21 protein-coding genes are annotated in these 24,030 nt (G+C 70.2%); 8 read left to right on the top strand and 13 right to left on the bottom strand.

Annotated elements, in window-relative coordinates; all coding sequences use genetic code 11:
• Positions 1-14: 14 nt before the first annotated feature.
• From AB0H86_RS24110 to coxB, 4 genes are all read right to left on the bottom strand, one after another.
• Positions 15-1,295, bottom strand: coding sequence for an Ig-like domain-containing protein (locus AB0H86_RS24110; RefSeq protein ID WP_362442278.1), 1,281 nt, complete (start codon positions 1,293-1,295; stop codon positions 15-17).
• A 130-nt stretch (positions 1,296-1,425) separates the two neighbouring features.
• Entirely contained in the window at positions 1,426-1,824 is a 399-nt protein-coding gene (locus AB0H86_RS24115; protein ID WP_362442281.1) for a cytochrome c oxidase subunit 4, read from the bottom strand.
• A complete protein-coding gene (ctaD, locus tag AB0H86_RS24120) occupies positions 1,821-3,563 on the bottom strand; it encodes a cytochrome c oxidase subunit I (protein WP_362442284.1) in 1,743 nt (580 codons plus the stop codon). Before ctaD ends, AB0H86_RS24115 begins: the two co-directional genes overlap by 4 nt.
• Positions 3,560-4,519: a cytochrome c oxidase subunit II gene (coxB, locus tag AB0H86_RS24125; RefSeq protein ID WP_362442287.1), complete on the bottom strand. Its 960-nt coding sequence runs from the start codon at positions 4,517-4,519 to the stop codon at positions 3,560-3,562. Before coxB ends, ctaD begins: the two co-directional genes overlap by 4 nt.
• Before the next feature lie 271 nt (positions 4,520-4,790).
• Between coxB and AB0H86_RS24130 the strand changes: the two genes are divergently transcribed.
• Complete coding sequence (locus AB0H86_RS24130; RefSeq protein WP_362442290.1) at positions 4,791-6,170, top strand: aminotransferase class V-fold PLP-dependent enzyme; 1,380 nt, start codon at positions 4,791-4,793, stop codon at positions 6,168-6,170.
• A gap of 119 nt (positions 6,171-6,289) precedes the next feature.
• On the opposite strand, the gene AB0H86_RS24135 is transcribed toward AB0H86_RS24130, so the two are convergent.
• Positions 6,290-7,264: a carbohydrate kinase family protein gene (locus AB0H86_RS24135; RefSeq protein WP_362442293.1), complete on the bottom strand. Its 975-nt coding sequence runs from the start codon at positions 7,262-7,264 to the stop codon at positions 6,290-6,292.
• Between the two features lie 184 nt (positions 7,265-7,448).
• On the opposite strand from AB0H86_RS24135, the gene AB0H86_RS24140 reads away from it, so the two are divergent.
• Together AB0H86_RS24140 and AB0H86_RS24145 are read left to right on the top strand one after the other, a co-directional pair.
• On the top strand, positions 7,449-7,670 hold the full coding sequence (locus tag AB0H86_RS24140) for a hypothetical protein (protein WP_362442296.1): 222 nt from the start codon (positions 7,449-7,451) through the stop codon (positions 7,668-7,670).
• 151 nt (positions 7,671-7,821) lie between these two features.
• A complete protein-coding gene (locus tag AB0H86_RS24145; RefSeq protein WP_362442299.1) occupies positions 7,822-9,798 on the top strand; it encodes a hypothetical protein in 1,977 nt (658 codons plus the stop codon).
• 112 nt (positions 9,799-9,910) lie between these two features.
• Here AB0H86_RS24145 and AB0H86_RS24150 read toward each other — a convergent pair whose 3' ends face one another.
• A complete protein-coding gene (locus AB0H86_RS24150; RefSeq protein WP_006380335.1) occupies positions 9,911-10,267 on the bottom strand; it encodes an iron-sulfur cluster assembly accessory protein in 357 nt (118 codons plus the stop codon).
• Between the two features lie 266 nt (positions 10,268-10,533).
• On the opposite strand from AB0H86_RS24150, the gene nadA reads away from it, so the two are divergent.
• Positions 10,534-11,718: a quinolinate synthase NadA gene (gene nadA / locus AB0H86_RS24155; protein ID WP_362442303.1), complete on the top strand. Its 1,185-nt coding sequence runs from the start codon at positions 10,534-10,536 to the stop codon at positions 11,716-11,718.
• 219 nt (positions 11,719-11,937) lie between these two features.
• Here nadA and AB0H86_RS24160 read toward each other — a convergent pair whose 3' ends face one another.
• From AB0H86_RS24160 to AB0H86_RS24180, 5 genes are all read right to left on the bottom strand, one after another.
• A complete protein-coding gene (locus tag AB0H86_RS24160) occupies positions 11,938-15,108 on the bottom strand; it encodes an efflux RND transporter permease subunit (protein WP_362442306.1) in 3,171 nt (1,056 codons plus the stop codon).
• A 159-nt stretch (positions 15,109-15,267) separates the two neighbouring features.
• On the bottom strand, positions 15,268-15,951 hold the full coding sequence (locus AB0H86_RS24165) for a response regulator transcription factor (RefSeq protein WP_362442309.1): 684 nt from the start codon (positions 15,949-15,951) through the stop codon (positions 15,268-15,270).
• Complete coding sequence (locus AB0H86_RS24170) at positions 15,948-17,177, bottom strand: histidine kinase (protein ID WP_362442312.1); 1,230 nt, start codon at positions 17,175-17,177, stop codon at positions 15,948-15,950. Before AB0H86_RS24170 ends, AB0H86_RS24165 begins: the two co-directional genes overlap by 4 nt.
• 97 nt (positions 17,178-17,274) lie before the next feature.
• A complete protein-coding gene (locus AB0H86_RS24175; RefSeq protein ID WP_362442315.1) occupies positions 17,275-17,553 on the bottom strand; it encodes a hypothetical protein in 279 nt (92 codons plus the stop codon).
• 63 nt (positions 17,554-17,616) lie between these two features.
• Entirely contained in the window at positions 17,617-18,384 is a 768-nt protein-coding gene (locus AB0H86_RS24180; RefSeq protein WP_362442498.1) for a PspA/IM30 family protein, read from the bottom strand.
• Between the two features lie 287 nt (positions 18,385-18,671).
• Here AB0H86_RS24180 and AB0H86_RS24185 point away from each other — a divergent pair, with 287 nt between their 5' ends.
• Both AB0H86_RS24185 and AB0H86_RS24190 read left to right on the top strand, forming a co-directional pair.
• On the top strand, positions 18,672-19,310 hold the full coding sequence (locus AB0H86_RS24185; protein WP_362442501.1) for a DUF3043 domain-containing protein: 639 nt from the start codon (positions 18,672-18,674) through the stop codon (positions 19,308-19,310).
• Between the two features lie 83 nt (positions 19,311-19,393).
• Entirely contained in the window at positions 19,394-20,095 is a 702-nt protein-coding gene (locus AB0H86_RS24190) for a methyltransferase domain-containing protein (RefSeq protein ID WP_362442318.1), read from the top strand.
• A 78-nt stretch (positions 20,096-20,173) separates the two neighbouring features.
• Here the strand turns inward: AB0H86_RS24190 and AB0H86_RS24195 are convergent, their stop codons facing one another.
• A complete protein-coding gene (locus tag AB0H86_RS24195; RefSeq protein ID WP_362442321.1) occupies positions 20,174-20,389 on the bottom strand; it encodes a hypothetical protein in 216 nt (71 codons plus the stop codon).
• Between the two features lie 240 nt (positions 20,390-20,629).
• Between AB0H86_RS24195 and AB0H86_RS24200 the strand changes: the two genes are divergently transcribed.
• Complete coding sequence (locus tag AB0H86_RS24200; protein WP_362442324.1) at positions 20,630-21,832, top strand: bifunctional adenosylcobinamide kinase/adenosylcobinamide-phosphate guanylyltransferase; 1,203 nt, start codon at positions 20,630-20,632, stop codon at positions 21,830-21,832.
• Here AB0H86_RS24200 and AB0H86_RS24205 read toward each other — a convergent pair.
• Positions 21,821-22,531 (bottom strand): methyltransferase domain-containing protein, encoded by a 711-nt coding sequence (locus AB0H86_RS24205; protein ID WP_362442327.1) that lies wholly within the window; start codon positions 22,529-22,531, stop codon positions 21,821-21,823. The genes AB0H86_RS24200 and AB0H86_RS24205 overlap by 12 nt on opposite strands.
• 138 nt (positions 22,532-22,669) lie before the next feature.
• Here AB0H86_RS24205 and cobT point away from each other — a divergent pair, with 138 nt between their 5' ends.
• A complete protein-coding gene (gene cobT, locus AB0H86_RS24210) occupies positions 22,670-23,908 on the top strand; it encodes a nicotinate-nucleotide--dimethylbenzimidazole phosphoribosyltransferase (RefSeq protein WP_362442330.1) in 1,239 nt (412 codons plus the stop codon).
• Positions 23,909-24,030 lie beyond the last annotated feature (122 nt).

Genomic DNA, 24,030 nt, shown 5'->3' on the forward strand with positions numbered 1-24,030 from the left:
CCGCCGAGGTGGCTCTAGACGCTCTGCGGCCTCAGTCGTGCCGTTTCCTCCGAGTCCGGGCCCTCCGCCGTGTTACCGGCGACCAGGGCGCTGCCGACGCGCCACTTCTCCCAGTCGAGGTTCCAGTCGCCGAAGCCGTTGCCGAAGGTCTCCATCGTGTTGCCGTTCGAGTTGACGACCTGCACCACGTCGCCCTCGCGGACGGCGTTGAAGAACCACTCGGCGTTGGCGGTGCTCATGCCGGTGCAGCCGTGGCTGACGTTGGCGTACCCCTGGGAGCCGACCGACCAGGGGGCGGCGTGGACGTACTCGCCGCTCCAGGTGACCCGGGTGGCGTAGTAGACGGGCAGGTCGTACGACTCCGAGGAACCCTCGGAGATGCCGACGGTGGCACTGCGCATACGTACGAAGTACTCCTTGCCCAATACCACCTTGACTCCGTTGCGGGTGTCGAAGCCGGGCTTGCCGGTGGTGACCGGGATCTCTTTGATGACCTGGTCGTTCTTGTAGACGGTCATCGAGTGTGACGAGGCGTCCGTCACCGCGATGACGCGGTCGCCCGTGGTCAGCTTGAGCGGCTTGGCCTTGCCTCCCCACAGCCCGTCGCTGATCTTTATGCCCTCGAGGTTGCTGCGGACCTGGAGGACGGCGTGGGCGGGCCAGTACTCCTTGGGCCGGTAGTGGAGTTCCTTGTCGTCCACCCAGTGCCAGGCGCCCTGCGCGGCCGGTATGGAGTCCACCTTGAGGGCCCGTTCTATGACGGCTCGCTGAGCGCTGTCCTTGACGGGCTTGCTCAGCTTGGCGGTTATGGGCTGGCCGACGCCGTACTCGCCCGCCTTCGGCCCGAACGTCACGTTCAGGCGCTTCTTGGTGACGGGCTTGCCGGTGTCGAAGGTGAGGGTCTTGCGGCCGGGTGCCCCGTCCTCGTCCTCGGTGCTCACCCGGACCGTGTAGTGGGCGTTGGCGGCCAGCGGGGAGGTGCTGTGCCAGCGGGTGCCGTCGGCGGAGAGTTCGCCCGCCACATAGCGTCCCGTGGCGTCCAGGGCCGTCACGTCCGTGATGCGGCCGTCGTCGTCCTCGGCGGTGATTTCCAGGGGCTTGTCTGGGTCGGCCTTCTTGCCGTCCCCGACGGGGCCGTTGAAGGCGATCTGGTCCGCCGCGTCATACGGCTCGGTGGCCAGCGGATGGTCGTCGCTGCCGCAGGCGGTCACACCGATACCGAGGGCGAATATCAGCAGTGTGCAGCTGACGGCAGTGCCTGCTCTTGCGCCGCGAAACGGCTCTGCGTGGTTCATGGCCTCACGCTAGGAAGATTTGTCAAGCACGGCGCGCCGGGTAACTCGGACGAGTTAGCGAGTGTGCTGCAAAAGCAGGAGCCCGGACGCTCCTGACGGAGTGTCCGGGCTCCGGAGAGCTCACCTTGTGCTACTGGGTGCGGCTCTCACCGCGGTAGTACTCGAAGACCCAGCCCCAGAGGCCGATCAGCAGCAGCGGCGCCGAGAAGTACAGCAGCCACCAGCCGATCGCCACACCGAGGAAGGCCAGCGCGCCGCCGGTGGCGAGGGCGAGCGGCTGCCAGCTGTGCGGGCTGAAGAACCCGACCTCACCGGCGTCGTCCGCGACGTCGGCCTCCTTGTTGTCCTGCGCGCCGGCGTCCACCCGACGGGCCGTGAAGCCCAGGTAGAAGCCGATCATGATGGACAGACCGAAGGCCAGGAAGAGCGCCGTCGTGCCGGCCGGCTCCTTCGACCACACGCCATAGACGATCGCCATGGCGAGGATGAAGATGCTCAGCCAGAAGAACATCCTGCCCTGGATCTTCACTTGCCGGCCTCCTTGCCGCCGTTGCCGGCCAGAGCCTTCTCACCGTGACCGGCGTTCTCCAGCTGGTCGAGCGCGGCGATCTCGGGGTGGTGCAGGTCGAACGCCGGGGATTCACTGCGGATCCGCGGCAGGGTGAGGAAGTTGTGCCGGGGCGGCGGGCAGGAGGTCGCCCACTCCAGCGAGCGGCCGTAGCCCCACGGGTCGTCGACGCCGACCGGCTTGCCGTACTTGGCCGTCTTCCACACGTTGTAGAGGAACGGCAGGATCGACAGGCCGAGCAGGAACGAGCTGATCGTCGAGATCGTGTTCAGGGCGGTGAAGCCGTCGGCCGCGAGATAGTCCGCGTAACGCCGCGGCATACCCTCGGCACCCAGCCAGTGCTGGACCAGGAAGGTGCCGTGGAAGCCGATGAACAGCGTCCAGAAGGTGATCTTGCCGAGGCGCTCGTCCAGCATCTTGCCGGTCATCTTCGGCCACCAGAAGTGGAAGCCGGAGAACATCGCGAAGACCACGGTGCCGAAGACGACGTAGTGGAAGTGCGCCACCACGAAGTACGAGTCCGAGACGTGGAAGTCCATCGGCGGCGAGGCCAGGATGACACCGGTCAGACCACCGAACGTGAAGGTGATCAGGAAGCCGGTGGCCCAGAGCATCGGGGTCTCGAAACTCAAGGACCCCTTCCACATCGTTCCGATCCAGTTGAAGAACTTCACGCCTGTCGGTACGGCGATGAGGAACGTCATGAAGGAGAAGAACGGGAGCAGGACGCCGCCGGTGACGTACATGTGGTGGGCCCACACGGTCACGGACAGGCCGGCGATGGCGATGGTCGCCGCGATCAGGCCCATGTAGCCGAACATCGGCTTACGGGAGAAGACCGGGATGACCTCGGAGATGATCCCGAAGAACGGCAGCGCGATGATGTACACCTCTGGATGGCCGAAGAACCAGAAGAGGTGTTGCCACAGTAGGGCGCCGCCGTTCGCGGAGTCGAAGACGTGGGCCCCGAATTTTCGGTCCGCCTCCAGCGCGAACAGCGCGGCGGCCAGCACCGGGAAGGCCAGCAGGACCAGGACCGCGGTCAGCAGCACGTTCCACACGAAGATCGGCATGCGGAACATGGTCATGCCGGGGGCGCGCATGCAGATGATGGTGGTGATGAAGTTGACCGCGCCGAGGATGGTGCCGAAGCCGGAGAAGGCCAGGCCCATGATCCACAGGTCGGCGCCGATGCCCGGCGAGCGGACCGCGTCGGAGAGCGGGCTGTAGGCGAACCAGCCGAAGTCGGCCGCGCCCTGCGGGGTGAGGAAGCCGCCGACCGCGATCGTCGAGCCGAACAGGTACAGCCAGTAGGCGAACATGTTCAGCCGCGGGAACGCCACGTCGGGCGCGCCGATCTGCAGCGGCATGATCCAGTTCGTGAAACCGGCGAACAGCGGCGTCGCGAACATCAGCAGCATGATCGTGCCGTGCATCGTGAACGCCTGGTTGAACTGCTCGTTCGACATGATCTGCAGGCCCGGACGGGCCAGCTCGGCGCGCATCAGCAGCGCCATCACGCCACCGACGCAGAAGAAGACGAACGACGTGATCAGATACAGCGTGCCGATCGTCTTGTGGTCAGTGGTCGTCAGCCACTTGATCACGACATTGCCGGGCTGCTTGCGCCTGACCGGCAGCTCGTCCGTGTAATGGGGCTCCGCCGCCGCGGCACCCTGGGGTTCGTTGAGGATGCTCACAGGTTGTTCGTCTCCCGGTTCTTCTCATGGGCCGTCTGCTCGATGCCCGCGGGAACGTAACCGGTCTGCCCCTTCTTGGCGAGGTCCTTGAGATGCTGCTCGTAGCGCTCGGGGGAGACGACCTTCACGTTGAACAGCATCCGGGAGTGATCGACGCCGCACAGTTCGGCGCACTTGCCCATGAAGGTGCCCTCCTTGTTGGGAGTCACCTCGAAGGCGTTGGTGTGGCCCGGAATGACGTCCTGCTTCATCAGGAACGGCACCACCCAGAAGGAGTGGATGACGTCGCGCGAGGTGAGGACGAAGCGGACCGTCTTGCCCTTGGGGAGCCAGAGGGTCGGCCCGGGGTTGCCGTTCTGCGGGTTCTTCGTGGCGGGCGTACCGACGTCGTAGACACCGCCGGCGTTGGCCGGGAAGGCGTCCTTGAACCTGTTCGGAATCGCGTCCAGGTTCTTGTCGGTCTTCGCGTCACCGGTGGAACCCTCGACCGGCTCGATGTAGTTGAAGCCCCAGTTCCACTGGAAGCCGACGACGTTGACCGTGACGTCGGGCTTGTCCTTCAGACTGAGGAGCTTCGACTCGTCGCGGGCCGTGAAGTAGAAGAGGACCGAGACGATGATGAGCGGGACCACCGTGTACAACGCCTCGATGGGCATGTTGTACCGGGTCTGTGGAGGGACCTCGACCTTGGTGCGGCTGCGCCGGTGGAAGATCGCACTCCACAGGATCAGGCCCCACACCAGCACGCCGACGGCGAGCGCGGCGGCCCACGATCCCTGCCACAGGGAGAGGATCCGCGGAGCCTCTTCGGTGGTCGGCGTGGGCATACCAAGGCGGGGGAAGTCCTCGTATGTGCAACCGGTTGCGGTAGCCAGGACCAGGCCCGCGGTCAGTGCCTGCAGCAGCTTCCGCCGCATCGGGCGCCGCGGCGAGCGGTCGGAGCCGTTGGGACTCACGTAGCGCCTTCCCGAGAGTCTCGCCCGCGCGGTCGGCTGCGGCCTTCTCGCTGGTCGGTCGCCGCCCTGCGTCGGGCAGGGGTTTGGATGTTTATGCGGACCAAACCCTAGCCGACGCCCTTCGGGCGTTCGCGGGGAGGGTGGCATACGCGCCGTGGGTCATTCCGACGGGAACCCAATGACTCGAGGTGCGGCTTATATGGCGGGTGCGGGTGGTTTGTGGTTGACCGCGCAGTTCCCCATGCCCCTTCGGGGCGCTTAGCGTTGCTGTGTGCCGTACTTCGACGCTGCTTCCAGTGCCCCGCTCCACCCCGTTGCCCGGCAGGCGCTGCTGGCCTCCCTGGACGAGGGGTGGGCGGATCCCGCACGTCTGTACAGGGAGGGACGCCGGGCGCGGATGTTGCTGGACGCGGCGCGGGAGGCCGCTGCCGAAGCGGTGGGCTGCCGTGCGGACGAACTCACCTTCACCTCCTCCGGATCCCGCGCGGTGCACACCGGGATCTCCGGCGCTCTGGCCGGCCGCCACCGCGTCGGACGCCACCTGATCGTGTCCGCGGTCGAACACTCTTCGGTACTCCATACGGCGGAGGTGTTCGAGGCGGGCGGCGGATCGGTGACCGAGGTGCCGGTGGGGCGGACCGGGGCGGTGACCGTGGAGTCGTACCAGAGCGCGCTGCGGGCGGACACCGCGCTGGCCTGTCTGCAGTCGGCCAACCACGAGGTGGGGACGGAACAGCCGGTGGCGGCGGTCGCCGAGGTGTGCCGGGCGGCCGGGGTGCCGTTGCTGGTGGACGCGGCACAGTCGCTGGCGTGGGGCCGGGTGCCGGGCGACTGGTCCCTGCTGGCCGCGAGCGCCCACAAGTGGGGCGGGCCCTCCGGGGTCGGGCTGCTGGTGGTGCGGAAGGGCGTGCGGTTCGCCACTCAAGGGCCCGTGGACGAGCGGGAGTCGGGGCGGGCGGCCGGGTTCGAGAACATTCCGGCGATCGTGGCGGCGGCGGCCTCACTGCGGGCGGTGCGGGCCGAGGCGGCTCAGGAGTCTCTACGGCTGCGGGAGCTGACGGAGCTGATCCGGTCGCGGGTGCCGCGGCTGGTGCCCGATGTGGAGGTGGTCGGCGATCCGGAGCGGCGGGTGCCCGGGATCGTCACCTTCTCGTGTCTCTATGTCGACGGGGAGACACTGCTGCACGAGCTGGACCGCGCCGGTTTCTCCGTCTCCTCCGGATCGTCCTGTACGAGCAGCACGCTGACGCCCAGCCATGTGCTGAAGGCGATGGGTGTGCTGAGTGAGGGGAACGTGCGCGTGTCGTTGCCGGCCGGGACGACGGCCCAGGACGTCGAGCGGTTCCTGGAGGTACTCCCCGGGGCGGTGGCCGGCGTACGGGAGAAGCTGGGGGCGCCCGGGGCGACGGTGGCCTCCGCGCGGGCGGACTCCCTGGTCGTGAACGCTCTCGGCAGGCGGTGCCCGATCCCGGTGATCGAGCTGGCGAAGGTCATCGGGGACGTACCGGTGGGCGGCACGGTCCGGGTCCTGTCGGACGACGAGGCGGCCCGGCTGGACATCCCGGCCTGGTGCGAGATGCGGGGCCAGGAGTACGTCGGTGAGGAGCCGGCGGATCAAGGAACGGCCTATCTGATCCGCCGGACGACCTGACTCACTTGGGGGCGCGCGGCGCGGGGCGTGGTCGCTGTGCGGCTCAGCCGCGTGATCGCTGTACGGCTCCGCCGCGTGGTCGTGACCAGCCCCCCACACACCCGCACCCGCACCCGAACTCAGACGAGATGCGCCCGAACCTCCACCGCCGCGTCGTCGCCGTACGCCTTGGTGAAGCGGTCCATGAAGTGAGCGCGGTGCAGCTGGTACTCCTGGGTGCCGACCGTCTCGATGACGAGGGTGGCGAGCATGCAGCCGACCTGGGCGGCGCGCTCCAGACCGACACCCCAGGCGAGACCCGAGAGGAAACCGGCGCGGAAGGCGTCGCCGACGCCGGTGGGGTCGGCCTTGCGCTCCTCCTCCGCGCAGCCCACCACGATCGGGTCCTCGCCGGCGCGCTCGATGCGCACACCCTGCGCGCCGAGGGTGGTGACGCGGTGGCCGACCTTGCCGAGGATCTCGGCGTCGCTCCAGCCGGTCTTGGACTCGATGAGGCCCTTCTCGTACTCGTTCGAGAACAGGTACGTCGCGCCGTCCAGCAGTATCCGGATCTCGTCGCCGTTCATCCGGGCGATCTGCTGGGAGAAGTCGGCGGCGAAGGGGATCGAGCGGGAGCGGCACTCCTCGGTGTGGCGGAGCATCGCCTCCGGGTCGTCGGCGCCGATCAGGACCAGGTCGAGGCCGCCGACGCGGTCGGCGACGGTCTTCAGCTCGATCTGGCGGGCCTCGCTCATGGCACCGGTGTAGAAGGAGCCGATCTGGTTGTGGTCGGCGTCGGTGGTGCAGACGAAGCGCGCGGTGTGCAGCGTCTCGGAGATACGCACCGAGGTGGTGTCGACGCCGTGCCGGTCCAGCCAGGCGCGGTACTCGTCGAAGTCGAAGCCCGCGGCTCCGGCCAGGATCGGCCGGGTGCCGAGCTGGCCCATGCCGAAGGCGATGTTCGCGCCGACGCCGCCCCGCCGGACGTCGAGGTTGTCGACCAGGAAGGAGAGCGAGACCGTGTGCAGTTGGTCCGCGACGAACTGGTCGGCGAAGCGGCCGGGGAAGGTCATGAGGTGGTCGGTGGCGATGGAGCCGGTGACTGCGATGCGCACGGTGTTGACTCTCCTGTGGAATAAGCAGGGGCGCGCGATAGCGCTCATTGGAGGGGGTGGCAACGGGAGACGGGAGGGCGGGTTGACAGTTCACGCTACCGGGTCGACGCGGGGCTCTGAAGCAGCCGAAACTACCCGATAGTAGATCTTTCTTCGCAGGCTTGGGCGTGCCTACGGTGCCGCTATGACGAACCTTGAGCTCCACGCTCCCGCTCCGGCCGGTCTGGAAGGCGACCTGGAGGGCGACCTCGCGTCGCTGCGCGGCGACTGCGCCCGGATGGTCCCGCACTGGTCGGCGCCCGAACGGGTCGTTTCCCTTCCGGTCCCCCCGTCACTCATCCACGGCGTGACCGTCCCGCCGAGGTCGGCCCGGCTGCTGGACGCGATGTCGGAGTACGGCGACTGAGGCGGCGCTTTTTCAGGGAACCGCGCGCTCCCCCGCTGCGTCCCATCGCTGTCCCCCGTAAAGGGGATGCGGGATACGACCCGGTGGCCGATCTTTTTGACAGGGTCGGGTCAGGGTCATGGGACAGAAGCGCAGCCGAAGGAGCGATGCGGTGAACACCGAGCGACCCGACAACGACGACGCCGAAGGCTCCGTGGAGGAGCGGGGCGCCGGTGGCTCCACGGAGGAGCAGGGCGCCGCGGAGACGAAGGCGGCCTCGGAGACGAAGGGCGCCTCGGAGGGGCAGGGCGCCCGGGAGGAGCCGGACGTTCCCGAGGAGCGGAATGTTCCGGAGGAGCGGGCTGCTGCCTCTGCTGAGGCTTCCGGTGCCGAGGAGTCACCCGGCGCCGAGGACAGCGGCACAGATGTCGCCGACTCTGTCGAGGCCGAAGCGGAAGAGGCCGGTGCGGGCGCGGCCGGTGCGGGCGAGGCAAGCGCCGGTGAGGCCCGTCCCGACGACGCCGGTGACGACGAAGCCGGTACCGACGAAGACGAAGCCGCCGCCGAGAGCACCGCCGCCGCTCCCTCCCCCGTCCCCAACGCCTCCTCCGATGCCGATGCGGATGCCGATGCGGACGCGGACGCCGTTCCCGATGCCGAGATCCCCCGGGTCCAGGACGTCGAGGAGAGCGGCGGCGGCGGTGTCCGCTCGAGCCGGCACCGCTCACCCGCCGTCGTCGTCTCCGTCGCCGCCGCCGTGCTGCTGGTCGGGGGCGGTGGGGCGTACTTCGCCACGTCCGCCGCCGACGGATCCGTGGGCTCGGGCGGGCGTACGACGTCAGGGGCGTCCGGTGACGGCACTCCCCCGCCGCTCGCTCTGGACGGCTACTCCGAGGGCGGCGGTACGAACGGCATCGCGCCCGGCGAGCCCAACCCCTACGGCGTCACCTACCGCGCCGCCGGCACGCTCCCCGACGGCCCCGGCTCGGCGCCCGTGTACCGGGCGCAGGGCCAGGTGACGGAGGACGAGGTGGCCGACCTGGCCAAGGCTCTCGGGGTCGCCGGGAAGCCCGTGGCCGCCGGACAGGCCTGGACGGTCGGGGCGAAGGACAGCATGGGACCGAGTCTCCAGGTGAACCGGCAGGCGCCGGGCACCTGGACCTTCCACCGCTACTCCCCCGGCACCGACAACTGCCAGAGCGCGACCGTGTGTGCCAAGACCCCCGCCGACCCGAGTGGCGACCCGGTGAGCGAGGCGGTCGCGAAGAAGGCGGCCGCGCCGGTCCTGAAGGCGTTGGGCCAGGACGACACGAAGCTGGACGCGAGCCGGACCCTGGGCGCGCAGCGGATCGTGAACGCCGAACCCGTCATCGGTGACCTGCCCACGTACGGCTGGACGACCGGGGTGACCGTCGACGCGCAGGGCAAGGTGCTGAGCGGCAACGGCCAGTTGAAGGCGCCGGTGAAGGGCGACACGTATCCCGTGCTGAGTGCGAAGGAGACGCTGGCGCTGCTGAACGCGGCGCCCGGGACCGACCACCGCATGGGCATCGGCGGCTGCGCGACTCCGGTACCGCAGAAGGACCGGCTCGAAGCGCCCTGCGGCTCTTCCACCGCCACTGCGGCGAAGGAGACGCTCACCGTCGAGAAGGCCGTGTTCGGGCTGGCCCCGCACACCGTGGCCGGGCGGCAGACCCTGGTGCCGTCCTGGCTGTTCGACGTACGGACGCCCGGCGCGCAGGACGACGTCACGGTGACGCATCCGGCGGTCGATCCGAAGTACGTGATCTCGCCCACGCCGTCCGCGCAGCCGAGCGGACCGGGCGACGAGCCCACGGCCGCACCGGCGCCGCGGGACGTCCAGGTGGACGGCTACCGGGCCGAGGGGCGGGAGCTGACCGTGACCTTCACGGGCGGTGTGTGCGCCGACTACAAGGCGACCGCGAGCGAGAGCGGGGACGAGGTGGCCGTGAAGGTGACCGAGACCCGGTGGCCGGACAAGGTCTGCATCATGATCGCCAAGGTCTTCGAGAAGACCGTGCGGCTGGACGAGCCGCTGGGCGACCGGGCGGTGGTGGGGTCGGACGGCAAGGGGATCCCGCTGGAGAAGGCGGGGGCACGACTGCCGGAGACGTCCGGAGCGCAGTAGGCCCCCAAGGACGTCCGGGACGGGACGCGACGACCCCGTCCCGGAAACGCGCGAAGGCGGCGGCCCTGTCGGAGGGGGCCGCCGCCTTCTCGCTGTTCAGCTGCCGGTCGGGTCAGCTGAAGGAGTCGCCGCAGGCGCAGGAGCCGGTCGCGTTCGGGTTGTCGATCGTGAAGCCCTGCTTCTCGATGGTGTCGACGAAGTCGATGGACGCGCCGCCCAGGTAAGGGGCGCTCATGCGGTCCGTGACGACCTTGACGCCGTCGAAGTCCTTGAGCACGTCGCCGTCGAGGGAACGCTCGTCGAAGAAGAGCTGGTAGCGCAGGCCGGAGCAGCCGCCGGGCTGAACGGCGACGCGCAGCGCCAGGTCCTCGCGGCCTTCCTGGTCGAGCAGGGCCTTGACCTTCGCCGCGGCGGCGTCGGACAGGATGATGCCGTCGGTGACGGTGCTGGTCTCGTCCGATACGGACATCTACATCTCTCCCGGGTTGTACGGAGACTGCCTTGCCGACGGTTGCAACCGTCGGGGCCGCGGATTCATTCCGGGCCGAGGACTTGTGTTCCCACTTCTTTCCTCTTCCTGTCATTCATGCTCGCACACCCGCGCTGAAGCGAACAGCGATCGCCATCCGCCATCGGGATTCACGTCACATCGACGTTATGACCATCGTCAAAGTGACATGAAGCGGGTTATGATAGATAACGTCAATTCGACGAAAAGTAGAAAGGGTGCGTGTCGTGACCACGGCCCAGACCCAGGAGCTCGACGTACAGCCGACTCCTCTTGCCCTGCTGCTCCTCGGCCGTGAGGCCGACCCGAAGAGCGAGCGGGGTGTCGAGTGTCCCGGCGACCTGCCCTCGCCGTCCGACCCGGACCTGGTCGAGCGCGCCCGCGCGGCCAAGGCCAAGCTCGGCGACAAGGTGTTCGTCCTCGGCCACCACTACCAGCGCGACGAGGTCATCCAGTTCGCCGATGTCACAGGCGACTCCTTCAAGCTGGCCCGGGACGCGGCCGCGCGCCCGGAGGCCGAGTACATCGTGTTCTGCGGTGTGCACTTCATGGCGGAGTCCGCGGACATCCTGACGGGCGACGACCAGAAGGTCGTACTGCCGGACCTCGCCGCCGGGTGCTCGATGGCCGACATGGCCACCGCGGAGCAGGTCGCCGAGTGCTGGGACGTGCTGACCGAGGCCGGCATAGCCGAGCAGGTCGTGCCCGTCTCGTACATGAACTCCTCGGCGGACATCAAGGCGTTCACCGGCAGGCACGGCGGCACGATCTGCACCTCCTCCAACGCCCAGCGGGCCCTTGAGTGGGCCTTCGAGCAGGGTTCGAAGGTGCTGTTCCTGCCCGACCAGCACCTCGGCCGCAACACCGCCGTGCGGGACATGGGCATGTCCCTGGAGGACTGCGTCCTCTACAACCCGCACAAGCCCAACGGCGGGCTGACCGCCGAGCAGCTGCGCGACGCGAAGATGATCCTCTGGCGCGGCCACTGCTCGGTGCACGGCCGCTTCAGCCTGGAGTCGGTCGAGGACGTGCGCGCCCGGATCCCCGGTGTGAACGTGCTCGTGCACCCCGAGTGCAAGAACGAGGTCGTGGCCGCGGCGGACTACGTCGGCTCGACCGAGTACATCATCAAGGCGCTGGAGGCGGCTCCGGCCGGCTCGAAGTGGGCCATCGGCACCGAGCTGAACCTGGTCCGCCGCCTCGCGAACCGTTTCGCGCCCGAGGGCAAGGAGATCGTGTTCCTCGACAAGACGGTCTGCTTCTGCTCGACGATGAACCGCATCGACCTCCCCCACCTGGTGTGGACCCTGGAGTCCCTCGCCGAGGGCAACCTGGTCAACCGGATCGAGGTCGACAAGGAGACCGAGGCGTTCGCGAAGCTGGCGCTGGAGCGGATGCTGGCGCTGCCGTAGCCCTGTCGTGGACCGCCGCCGACCCCGAGACGGGCTTCCGCTCGGGGTCGACGGGTCGGCGGGGTCGGCAGGGCCGAAGGTGAAGACGCCCACTCCAGGAAGACCGACCGGCCGTTCCGGACAGACCAGTTCGGGGCCGCAGGATACGCAACGGCGACATGCCGACGGCCGGGCACCGAACCGTCGGGGTTCGGTGCCCGGCCGCCGTGGAGCGTGCCGTCACACGGACGCGGGCTCCGGTTCGTCCGAGGAGTCGGGGGACGAGGAATCGGGGGACGAGGAGGAGGCCGGGTCCGAGGCCGACTCCTCGGGCGCCCCCGCCTTCTTCGCCCGCTTCGCCGCCCGCTTCTTCGCCCGGCGCTCCTTGCGGAGCTCCAGCATCGCGTACAGCGTCGGGACCAGCAGCAGGGTGAGCAGGGTCGACGTGACCAGGCCGCCGATCACGACCACCGCGAGCGGCTGGGCGATGAAGCCGCCCTGGCCGGTGACGCCGAGGGCCATCGGGAGCAGGGCGAAGATCGTGGCCAGGGCCGTCATCAGGATCGGGCGCAGCCGGTGGCGGCCCCCTTCGACGACCGCCTCGACAACGCCGTACCCCTGCTTGCGGTACTGGTTGATCAGGTCGATCAGCACGATCGCGTTGGTGACCACGATGCCGATGAGCATCAGCATGCCGATCATCGCGGGGACGCCCATCGGGGTGCCCGTCGCCACCAGCAGGCCGATCGCGCCGGTCGCCGCGAACGGGATCGAGACCAGCAGGATCAGCGGCTGGGCCAGCGAGCGGAAGGTCGCGACCAGGAGCATGAAGACGATGGCGATCGCCGCGAGCATCGCCAGGGCCAGGTTCTTGAACGCGTCGTCCTGGTCCTGGGAGACCCCGCCGATCTCGGCCGTGGCGCCCGCCGGCAGCTTGAGCGAGTCCAGCTTGGACGTCAGGTCCGCGCTCACCGCGCCCGTGTTGTCGCCCGTCGGCTTCGCCGTGATGGTCGCGGCGCGCTGACCGTCGATACGGGTCATCGAGACCGGGCCGTCGACCAGCTTCACGTCCGCGATGTCGCCCAGCTTCACCGGACCCAGCCGAAGGTCGCGCAGCTGGTCCAGCGTCCGGGCCGGCTTCGCCGACGTGATGACGACGTCCCGCTCCGTGTCGTCCAGGATCGCCTTGGCGGCCGTGCTGCCGCGCACGGCCTGGCCGACGGCCGCGCCGAGGGTCTGCTCGTTGAAACCGGCCGCCGCCGCCTTGGAGTTGGCCTTGACCGAGATGCGCGGGACGCTCTGCGAGAGGTCGCTGGTGACGTCCGTGACATCGTCCAGACCGGCCACCGTCCTTCGGACCTCCTCCGAGGCCTCGCGCAGGACGTTCGCGTCGGCGGCCTTCACGACCACGCTCAGGTCCTGGCTGCTGAAAGCGTCACCGGCGGCGACCGTGGTGGTGCCGATGCCGGACAGCTTGTGCAGGCCGTCCTCGATGGCGTTCTGCACGTCGTCGAACGACGCCGAGTCCTTCAACATCACCTGGTACGACGCCTGGTTGGTGTCCGTGCCGCCGCCGAAGGCCGCCAGGAAACCGGAGGAGCCGATGGTGACCTGGTAGTCCTTCACGCCCTTGGTGGCGGAGAGCAGCTTCTCGACCTTCTTCGCCTGGGCGTCGGTCGTGGCCAGGCTGGCGCCCGGCTTCAACTCCTGCTTGACGGTGAGGACTTCCTGCTCGCCCTGGTCGAAGAAGTTCGTCTTCAGCAGGGGTGCCATGCCGAAGGTGCCGACGAGGATGACGGCCGCGAGCGCCAGGCTCGTCAGACGGCGCCGGGTGGCGAACCGCAGGACCGGGACGTAGAGGCGCTGGAGCCTGCTCCTCGCCTCCTTCTCCTCGGCCTTGCGGCGGGCCTCCTCCGCGTCCTCGGGGGTGCCCTTCGGGGCGCGCAGGAACCAGTACGACAGGACCGGGACGACCGTGAGCGACACCAGCAGGGAAGCCAGCAGCGCCGCCGTGACGGTCAGGCTGAACGAGCCGAACAGCTCGCCCACCATGCCGCCGACCAGGCCGATCGGGAGGAAGACCGCGACCGTGGTGAGCGTCGAGGACGTCACCGCGCCGGCCACCTCACGGACCGCCTTCAGGATGGCGTCCTGGCGCTCCTCGCCGTAGCCGAGGTGCCGCTTGATGTTCTCCAGCACCACGATCGAGTCGTCGACGACCCGGCCGATGGCGATGGTCAGCGCGCCCAGCGTGAGCATGTTCAGGGACAGGTCACGGGTCCACAGCACGATCAGGGCCAGGACCACGGAGAGCGGGATGCTCACCGCCGTGACCAGCGTCGAGCGGATCGACGCCAGGAAGACCAGGATGACGAGGACCGCGAAGAGCAGACCGAGGGCGCCCTCGGTGGTCAGGCCGTCGATGGCCTTGGAGACCGCCGGTCCCTGGTCGCTGACGACCGTGACGGTGGCGCCGGAACCGAGGTCCTCCCGCATGTCGGACAGCTTGTCCTGGACCGCTTCGGAGATGGCGACCGCGCTGCCGTCGTGGTCCATGGTGACCGTGACCGCGAGGCTCGGCCTGCCGTCCGTCCGGGTGATGGAGTCGGCGACGGCCTGCTGCTGCTCGACCGTGGCCATGTCGGCGAGGCGTACGGGCTTCTTGGCGCCCTGGCCCGTGACCATCAGGTCCTGGATCTGCTCCAGGGAGGTGAAGCCGCCGCCCACCTGGACGGTGCGGTTGCCGCCGTCCTCGTCGAAGGAGCCGGCCGGGACGGTCGCGCCGCCCGCCTGGAGCGTCTGCGAGAGGTCCTGAGCGGTCAGACCCGCCTTCGCCAGCTTCGCGTCGTCGGGGGTGACGGTGACCTGGAGGTCCCGTACGCCGTCGACGGTGACCTGTCCGACGCCGTCGATGTCCTTCAGATCCGGTACGACGGTCCGGTCGAGCCGGTCGGACAGCGCCTGCTGGTCCTGCTCGGAGGTGACGGCGAGGACGACGGTCGGGATGTCGTCCGTCGACCCGGCGACGACCTGCGGGTCCACATCGTCGGGGAGCTGGACGCGGGCCCGGTTGACGGCCTGCTGGACGTCGGCGACCAGCTGCCCGGTGTCGGTGCCGAACTCGAAGGACGCCATGATCAGGGCGTTGCCCTCGCTCGCCGTGGAGGTGACGGACGAGATGCCGTCGACGGCCTCCAGGTTGTCCTCGATGGGCTCGACGACCTGCTTCTCCACGACGTCGGGAGACGCGCCCTGGTAGGGCGCCAGCACGGACACGACCGGCAGTTCGATGGTGGGCAGCAGTTGCTGCTTCAGCTGCGGGATCGCGATCGCTCCGAAGGCGAGCGCGATGATGGACATCAGGCCTATCAGGGCCCGTTGAGCGAGGCTGAATCTCGACAGCCAGGACATGGGTGAGGGTCTCTCTTCTGTGAGCGGCAGAAGTCAGGGCGGCCGCACATGTGAGCGCCCGCCCCTCCACCCTGTGCCATGCGGAAGTGCCGATCCGTAGGCCCCAGGTCCAGTTCCTTATACGGCGCATACTCCGGGCGCAGTACGGCGAGGTCGAGTTCACTCCACCCTTGGACGTACCAGGCCCGACTCGTACGCGATCACCACCAGTTGGGCCCGGTCCCGTGCGCCCAGCTTGGCCATGGCCCGGTTGACGTGCGTCTTCACGGTGAGCGGGCTGACCTCCAGCCGCTCCGCGATCTCGTCGTTGGAGTGTCCGCCGGCGACCTGGACCAGCACCTCGCGCTCCCGCACGGTGAGCGCGGCGAGGCGCTGCGCGCGGGCGGGGTCGCGGTCGTCGTCCGCCGCGTCGCCCTGGGCGAGGAAGCGGGCGATCAGGCCCTTGGTGGCCGCCGGGGACAGGAGGGCCTCGCCGCCCGCAGCGACCCGGATGGCGCTGAGGAGTTCCTCGGGTTCGGAGCCCTTGCCGAGGAAGCCGGAGGCGCCCGCGCGCAGCGACTGCACGACGTAGTCGTCGACCTCGAAGGTGGTCAGGATGACCACGCGGACATGGGCGAGGGAGGCGTCGGCGCTGATCATGCGGGTGGCCGCGAGGCCGTCCGTGCCGGGCATCCGGATGTCCATCAGGACGACGTCGGCGCGCTGTTCCCGGGTCAGCAGCACCGCCTGAGCCCCGTCGGACGCCTCGCCCACGACCTCCATGTCGGGCTCGGAGTCGACGAGCACGCGAAAGGCGCTGCGCAGCAGGGCCTGGTCGTCGGCGAGCAGGACGCGGATGGTCATACGGGCTCTCCCGGCTTTCCGGTGACTGCGGTGCGGGTCTTGACCGGCAGGATCGCATGGACGCGGAAGCCGCCGCCGTAGCGGGGACCGGTGGTGAGGGTGCCGCGCAGGGCGGTCACGCGCTCCCGCATGCCGAGCAGTCCGTGGCCGCCGCCGGCCTGCGTGCCGTCGTCGTCGCCGGTTCCGTCGTCGAGGACGGTGATCTCGATGTCCGGTCCCACCCGGACGACGCTGACCTCGGCCTTCGCCGCCGTCCCGGCGTGCTTCTGGACGTTGGTGAGGGCCTCCTGGACGATCCGGTAGGCGGCCAGACCGACGGCGGCGGGCAGGACGGTGCCGTTGTCGGCGCGGGCGACCTCGACACGCAGTCCGGCGCTGCGGAAGGTGCCGACGAGTTCGTCGAGCCGGTCCAGGCCGGGGGCGGGCTCGGTCGGCGCCTCCGGGTCCCCGGACTGGCGCAACAGGCCGACGGTGGCGCGGAGTTCGTTGAGCGCGGAGCGGCTGGCCTCCCGTACGTGGGCCAGCGCCTCCTTGGCCTGGTCGGGCCGCTTGTCCATGACGTGGGCGGCGACCCCGGCCTGGACGTTGACCAGGGCGATGTGGTGGGCGACGACGTCGTGCAGGTCACGGGCGATGCGCAGGCGCTCCTCGGCGACCCGGCGGCGGGCCTCCTCCTCGCGGGTGCGCTCGGCGCGTTCGGCGCGCTCTCTGATGGCGTGGATGAAGGCGCGGCGGCTGCGGACCGCGTCGCCGGCGGTGGCGCCGATGCCGGTCCAGGCGAAGATCGCGAGGTTCTCCTGGGCGTACCAGGGGAGCGGGCCGGCGAGCATGGAGGCGCCGGTGAGGACGGTCATGGTGAGCAGGCCGGCCCGCCAGGTGGTGGGACGGTCGGTGGTGGCGGCGACGGTGTAGAGGGCGATCACCGCGGACATGGCGACGGGGGCGCGGGGGTCGCTGGTGACGGCCTCGACGAGGGAGAAGGTGCCGGTGAGGGCGAGGACCGTCATGGGGGCTCGGCGGCGGAACACGAGGGCGGCGGAGCCGAGGGCGATGAGGACCAGGCTGAGGGGGTCGGGGGTGCGGAATCCCCAGCTGACGCCCCGCTCTCCGTGCGGGTCCACGAACGAGCCGGCCACCATGCAGACAAGGACACCGGCCGCGAGGGCCGCGTCCAGTGCCATGGGGTGCGCCTTGAGGTGACGCCGGGCGCGGTCGAGGGTGCTCACGTCTGCCAACGGTACGGGGGCCCTGGCGGGGGCGGAACGGGGGCTACCTGTACGTTTCCTGTCCGCGTCAGATGCCGGCGCGGAGCCTGGGGGAGGCTCAGCCCGGGATCAGTCCGTCGTCGCTCAGTAGTTCCCGTACGTCCTCCAGGGTCGCGTCCTGCGAGGGGAGGATGAGTTCCGAGGGTTCCAGGGAGTCGTCCGGGAGCGGCTCGCCCAGTTCGCGGACCTTGGACAGCAGGGCTTCCAGGGTGCGGTGGAAGCCGGGGCCGTCGCCGTTCTCCATTTCGGCCAGGAGCTCGTCGTCCAGCTTGTTCAGCTCGGTGAGGTGGCCGTCGGCCAGCCTCACCTGCCCCTCCCCCATGATCCGTACGATCATGTCGCCCTCCTCAGGCGTGGGCCCTACTGTTCATCACCACTTGTCACCGCTTGCCACTGCCCGTCACTTCTTGTCGAAGCGCGGGGTGTCCTGCGGCTGCTGCTGGGACTGCTGCTGGCTCGTGCCACCTTCGATGGCCTGCTGCCCGGACGTGCCACCGGCCAGCTCCGCCTTCATGCGCTGCAGCTCCAGCTCTACATCCGTACCACCGGAGAGCTGGTCCAGCTCGGCCTGGATGTCGTCCTTGTGCATGCCGGACTGGTCGTCGAGGGCGCCGGAGGCAAGGAGTTCGTCGATCGCGCCCGCCCGGGCCTGGAGCTGCGCGGTCTTGTCCTCGGCGCGCTGAATGGCCAGGCCGACGTCGCCCATCTCCTCGGAGATGCCGGAGAACGCCTCGCCGATCCGGGTCTGCGCCTGGGCCGCGGTGTACGTGGCCTTGATCGTCTCCTTCTTCGTGCGGAAGGCGTCGACCTTGGCCTGGAGCCGTTGGGCCGCCAGAGTGAGCTTCTCCTCCTCACCCTGCAGCGTGGAGTGCTGTGTCTCCAGGTCGGTCACCTGCTGCTGGAGCGCGGCGCGACGGGAGAGCGCCTCACGGGCCAGGTCCTCGCGGCCCAGCGCCAGCGCCTTGCGGCCCTGGTCCTCCAGCTTGGACGACTGCGACTGCAACTGGTTCAGCTGCAGTTCCAGACGCTTACGGCTGGTCGCCACGTCGGCGACTCCACGGCGCACCTTCTGCAGCAGTTCCAGCTGCTTCTGGTACGAGTAATCGAGGGTCTCGCGCGGGTCCTCGGCCCGGTCAAGGGCCTTGTTCGCCTTCGCGCGGAAGATCATCCCCATACGCTTCATGACACCGCTCATGGGCTTCGCGCGCCCCCTTCTGACGGACTCCAGCTCAGCTGCTGCGACAGAACCCACAGTACGGGCCCTGCATCCATTACCGCACTGTTCAGGGACTGATGCGCTCATCCCCAAGGACGACTGCGCCAGGCCCCGCTCCCGCGTAAGGAGTAGGTGACATTCAGGGTGAGCACCGGGTCACCGAGTGAGTACTGGGTCACCGACGTCCCCATCTGTCGCCTGTACAGACGACTGGTGTTGCCGGATCGTTCCCCACCTGGCTGGGGTCCACACCCTCGCACCCCGTACCCTTGGGTTTTGTGTTCCGTAGCCGCGCGAAGGATGAGAAGGCCCCCGCCGCCGACAAGGCGTCGCTGACCGACTCCAAGCAGACCCGAGACCCGCAGGCCCCTAAGGGCCGGCCCACCCCCAAGCGGAGTGAGTCCCAGTCGGTGCGCCGCAGCGTGGCCAACACGCCGACGTCGCGCAAGGAGGCCTCCAAGCGCCAGCGCGACGATCGCCGGGCGCAGATGGACAGGCAGCGCCAGGCGCTGGCCACCGGCGACGAGCGGTACCTGCCCGCCCGTGACAAGGGCCCCGTGCGCAAGTTCGCCCGCGACTACATCGACTCGCGGTTCAACGTGGCGGAGTTCTTCCTGCCCATGGCCGTGGTCATCCTCGTGCTGAGCATGGTGCGGGTGGGTTCGCTGCAGAGCATCGCGCTGCTGCTGTGGCTGGTCGTGATCGTGCTGATCGTGCTCGACTCGATCCTCACGGGCTTCCGTATGAAGAAGACGCTGGCCGAGCGCTTCCCGGACCAGAACCGCAAGGGCGCGGTCGCCTACGCGCTGATGCGCTCCCTCCAGATGCGTCGACTCCGGCTGCCGAAGCCGCAGGTCAAGCGTGGAGAGCGGCCCTGAGCACCACGCCGTTCACCGGGGGCGCGGCGGATGCCTGGCTGACCAGGCTGGGCGGGCCGCGGGATGTCGTACGACAGGAGCTGGTGGCCCGGCAGCTCGACGAGCAGATAGCCGGGCGGTTCAAGGTCGGGCAGCGGCTGCGGGTGCTCGACGTGGGGATGGGGCAGGGCACGCAGGCGCTGCGGCTGGCCCGGGCCGGGCACAAGGTCACCGGGGTCGAGCAGGACCACAAGATGATCTCTGTCGCCCGGGAGGCCCTCGCCGTCGAGCCGGAGGGGATCCGAAATCGGGTGCGGCTCGTCGAGAGCGACGGCCGGGACACCGGGGTGCACTTCCTGCCGGGCAGCTTCGACGTGGTGCTGTGCCACGGCGTGCTGATGTACGTCGAGGAGCCGGATCCGCTGCTGGCGGGGCTGGCCCGGATGCTCGCCCCGGGCGGGCTGCTGTCCCTCCTCGTGCGCAACGGCAACGCGCTGGCGATGCGACCGGGACTGTCCGGGGACTGGGCCGCCGCGCTCACCGCCTTCGACACCACCGCCTACCAGAACCGGCTGGGCCTCGACGTGCGTGCCGACCGGCTGGAGACGCTGACCGCGACGCTCGCCGGCATCGGGGCACCCTTGCAGGCCTGGTACGGCGTACGCGTCTTCACGGACACGGTGGCCGACGGGGCGGAGGTCCCGGCCGACCTGACGGACCTGCTCGCGGTCGAGGAACGGGCCGGGCGCTCGGATCCGTATCGCGGGGTGGCGGCCCTGCTGCATCTGTGCGGAGTGCGCGGCTGAGCCCACTCGGGCCGCCGGGGATGTGACACCGGCCCGCGGTGAGACGGGGCGACCGGCGCACGGCCGCCCCTGTCCCCGCTACGCCTCTTCTGCCGCGCGCAGGCTCATCGGCCCGTAGATCTCCGTGGAGTCCTCGAACAGCCGTACCTGCTCGGCGCCACCGGCCAGCAGGTCCTTCCAGTACTCCCCGAGCCAGGACTCGGCGTCCCCCTGCGTGGTGAATTCCTCGGGCTGCACCGCGGGCTGGACCTCCGCCCCGTCGGCCTTCTCGAATCGCCACGTCCATGCCGCCATGTACGCCTCCCACGTCTGAGCACGAGCAGAGCAGAAGCCGGATCTTGGTCCGGCTCCTCTCCGCAGCCTATTCGCTCCGCTGGGTCAGCTGTGAAGAACGGGGGGAGGTTCGTGATCTGCGGCCGGTGCGGGTCGGTGCCGGCCCATGGGTACCGGTGAGGGCTGGTGGGGGTGGTGGCTCCCGCGCCTCCGGGGGACTCGGGCGCGCACGACCAGCGGCGACCGGCGAGAATCGGGGCCGTGGAAGCAACTGTGCTCGGTACCGGCGCCCCTGCGGGGCTCCCCCGCCCCGACTGTCCCTGTGCTGTCTGTGCCACCGCCCTCGGGGTGGCCGCCAGGGCGGCGACCGCGGTGCTCGTGGACGGGGCGTTGCTGCTCGATCTGACGCCCGGGGCGGCGTTCGCGGCGGCCCGGGCGGGGCATTCGCTGGGCCGGGTACGGCAGGTGCTGCTGTCGCATCCGCACGACGGGCCGGCGGTCGAGGTTCCGGCGGGCCTGCCGCGGCCCGGACGGGTGCCGGACGGGCGGGAGTTGGCGCTGCTGACGGGGCATCGGGTGCGGGCGGTGGCGCTGGACGCGCCGGGCACCGGGTACGCGGTGGCCGGGCCGGGCGGGCAGCGGCTGTTGTACCTGCCGCCCGGGGGTGCGCCCGCCGGACTGGAGTCGGGTGCCACCGTCCCGTACGACATGGTGCTCGCCGATGTCGTGGGACGGCCGGACGCCCTGGCGCGGCTGCGGGCCGTGGGGGCGGTCGGGCCCACGACGGACGTGATCGCCGTGCACCTCGACCACGACGCGCCGCCGGGGCCGGAGATGCGGCGACGGCTGGCCGCGGCGGGGGCGCGGGCGGTGCCGGACGGGACGACTCTGGCGGTGGGCGTGTACGAGGACGTACCGGATGTGCCGCGGCGGACGCTGGTGCTGGGCGGCGCCCGGTCGGGGAAGTCGGTGGAGGCCGAGCGGCGGCTGGAGGCCTTTCCGGACGTGCTGTATGTCGCGACCGGCGGCTCCCGCAGCGAGGACAGCGAGTGGGCGGACCGGGTCGCCGCGCACCGGGAACGGCGGCCCGGGTCGTGGCGTACGGCCGAGACGTGTGACCTGGTGCCGCTGCTGAAGGACGACGGGCCGCCGTTGCTGGTCGACTGTCTGTCGCTGTGGCTGACGGACGCGATGGACTCCGTCGGGGCGTGGGACGACGCCCAGTGGGCCGACGGCGGCGAACGGGCGTTGCGGGCGCGGGTGCGGGAGTTGACGGAGGCGGTCCGCGCCACCGGGCGGACCGTGGTCGCCGTGTCGAACGAGGTGGGCTCGGGGATCGTCCCGGCCACCGCGTCAGGGCGGCGCTACCGGGACGAACTCGGGCGGCTGAACGCGGCGTTCGCGAGGGAGTGCGAGCAGGTCCTGCTGGTGGTGGCGGGTCAGGCGCTGGTGCTACGGGGCTGACGCCTCGCGGCGGGCGATGAGCCGGTAGGTGTTCGAGAAGCGGGTGAGCCGGAGCAGCGGGGCCAGGGCGTGGTCCAGCGCCTTCGCCGCGGCCAGCGGGGGTCTGGTCGACCACGAGGGCAGGAACCTGGGCAGGCACAGGGACAGCGCGGCCGACAGGTCGTGGGGGAGGTGCGCGGCCCGGCGGTCCGTCCCGACGATCGTGCAGCCCTGGGACGTCAGTTCCGTGCACAGGTCGTCCAGGGACAGCAGCCGCAGCCGGCGGGCCCGCGGAAGCCACCGTTCACCGAGGAGCTCGGCGAACGCGCACTGCGGGTCGGCGGCTTCGAGCAGGAGGTGGCCGCCGGGACGCAGGACGGCCACGGCCGCGTGGAGTTCCTCGCGGGGGTCCGGGGCGTACGGCAGGTGGTGGAGCATGCTGACCACGTCGTAGCGGGCTCGCAGCCGCATCCTGATCTGCGGGTCCGTCAGGAGGCCCACGTGGGCCTCCTCGACGCGCTCGGCGCGGCGGGCCTGCTCGACCCGGGGGGTGGCGTCCAGGCCGTCGAAGGACGTGTAGGGGAAGAGTTCCTTCGCCGTCTCCGGGAAACGGGCGTCGCCCGTGCCCACGTCCAGCCAGCTCTCCGGCTCGGGGAACGGCAGTATCACCTGGGCGGTGGAGCGCAGGCGCCGCGCGGAGAGGGCGGACGGTACGGACATGGGCGACTCCTGGAGACGTACGACAATCCGCTGCAAAACGGAACGTATGGGATGACGTTCTGGAGCGCAACGACGTCGCCCCGTCGTCGTGGCGATATGGCGCCGTCCTGTTCGATCGCGGCCGGTACTGTTCGGCGAATGAGCTCGCTTAATCTCGACGACTTCACCGATCTGATCGAGCGCCCCGACGGTGGTGTGCGCCGCGACGCCGAGGCGCGCCGGGAACGTCAGATCGTGCCGCCCGGAGCACTGGGCCGCCTCGACGAACTGGGTGAGTGGCTGGCCGGGGCGCAGTCCGCCGTGCCGGTACGCACGATCGAACACCCGCGGGTCGTGCTGTTCGCCGGGGACCACGGGATCGCCGAACTGGGCGTCTCGGCACGACCCGCGGGCACCGCCGCGGAGTTGGTGCGGGAGGTCCTGGAGGGCGGCCGTCCGGTGTCGGTGCTCGCGCGGCGGTTCGGGGTGCCGGTGCGGGTGGTCGACATGGCGCTGGACTGCCCGCCGGAGGCCCTGCCCGGCGAGGTCACGCGGCACCGGGTGCGGCGCGGCAGCGGGCGTATCGACATCGAGGACGCGCTGACCCTGGAGGAGGCGGAGGCCGCCTTCCTCGCCGGGGTGGCGGTGGCCGACGAGGAGGCCGACTCCGGTACGGATCTGGTGGTGCTCGGCGATGTGAGCGTGGGCGGCACCACGGCGGCGGGCGTGCTGATCGCCGCGCTGTGCGGGACCGACGCGTCCGTGGTGACCGGGCGGGGCGGTCAGGCGATCGACGACCTGGCGTGGATGCGCAAGTGCGCGGCGATCCGGGACGCGCTGCGGCGGGCCCGGCCGGTGCTCGGGGAGCAGTTGCGACTACTGGCGACGGTGGGCGGCGCCGACCTCGCCGCGATCACCGGGTTCCTGCTGCAGAGCGCGGTGCGGAAGCTGCCGGTCATCCTGGACGGGGTCGTGGTGGCCGCGTGCGCGCTGGTGGGACAGCGGATCGCGTTCCGGGCGCCGGACTGGTGGCTGGCCGGGCAGAGCAGCGGGGAGCCGGGGCAGGCGAAGGCGCTGGACCGGATGGCCTTGGAGCCTCTGCTGGATCACGGTGTGACCGTCGGGGAGGGCGCGGGGGCGCTGCTGGCGCTGCCGCTGGTACAGGCCGCGGCGGCGCTGGCCGCGGAGCTTCCTGAGAAGCCGGAGGTTTCTGAGAAGCCGGAGGACTCCGGGGAGCTTGAGGCGGACGGGGAGCCTGAGATTTCCGGGGGCTCCGAGGTTTCCGGGGCCCTCGAAAAGGACGGGGAGCCCGAGTTTTCCGCGGGCCTCGACAAGGACAGCGTGCCGGACAAGGACGGCGTGCCGACGACGGACGGGGCGCCGGAGAAGGAGGCGTAGCCTCCGGCCGGTTCGGCGCAGCCGACCACGCCGTCGACCGCACCGTCGGACCACGCCGCCGGACCACGCCGCCGCGGCCGGATCCCGTCGTGGCTGAGCGTCACAACGGCGGAAAACGGGCA

This window comes from Streptomyces sp. NPDC050997 (genome assembly GCF_040660135.1).
Taxonomy (GTDB): domain Bacteria; phylum Actinomycetota; class Actinomycetes; order Streptomycetales; family Streptomycetaceae; genus Streptomyces.

Coding starts and splice junctions, on each gene's coding strand:
- AB0H86_RS24110 (WP_362442278.1), bottom strand. CDS start 1,295: ATGAACCACGCAGAGCCGTTTCGCGGCGCAAGAGCAGGCACTGCCGTC.
- AB0H86_RS24140 (WP_362442296.1), top strand. CDS start 7,449: ATGACGAACCTTGAGCTCCACGCTCCCGCTCCGGCCGGTCTGGAAGGC.
- AB0H86_RS24150 (WP_006380335.1), bottom strand. CDS start 10,267: ATGTCCGTATCGGACGAGACCAGCACCGTCACCGACGGCATCATCCTG.
- AB0H86_RS24160 (WP_362442306.1), bottom strand. CDS start 15,108: ATGTCCTGGCTGTCGAGATTCAGCCTCGCTCAACGGGCCCTGATAGGC.
- AB0H86_RS24165 (WP_362442309.1), bottom strand. CDS start 15,951: ATGACCATCCGCGTCCTGCTCGCCGACGACCAGGCCCTGCTGCGCAGC.
- AB0H86_RS24175 (WP_362442315.1), bottom strand. CDS start 17,553: ATGATCGTACGGATCATGGGGGAGGGGCAGGTGAGGCTGGCCGACGGC.
- AB0H86_RS24180 (WP_362442498.1), bottom strand. CDS start 18,384: ATGATCTTCCGCGCGAAGGCGAACAAGGCCCTTGACCGGGCCGAGGAC.
- AB0H86_RS24195 (WP_362442321.1), bottom strand. CDS start 20,389: ATGGCGGCATGGACGTGGCGATTCGAGAAGGCCGACGGGGCGGAGGTC.
- AB0H86_RS24205 (WP_362442327.1), bottom strand. CDS start 22,531: ATGTCCGTACCGTCCGCCCTCTCCGCGCGGCGCCTGCGCTCCACCGCC.
- cobT (WP_362442330.1), top strand. CDS start 22,670: ATGAGCTCGCTTAATCTCGACGACTTCACCGATCTGATCGAGCGCCCC.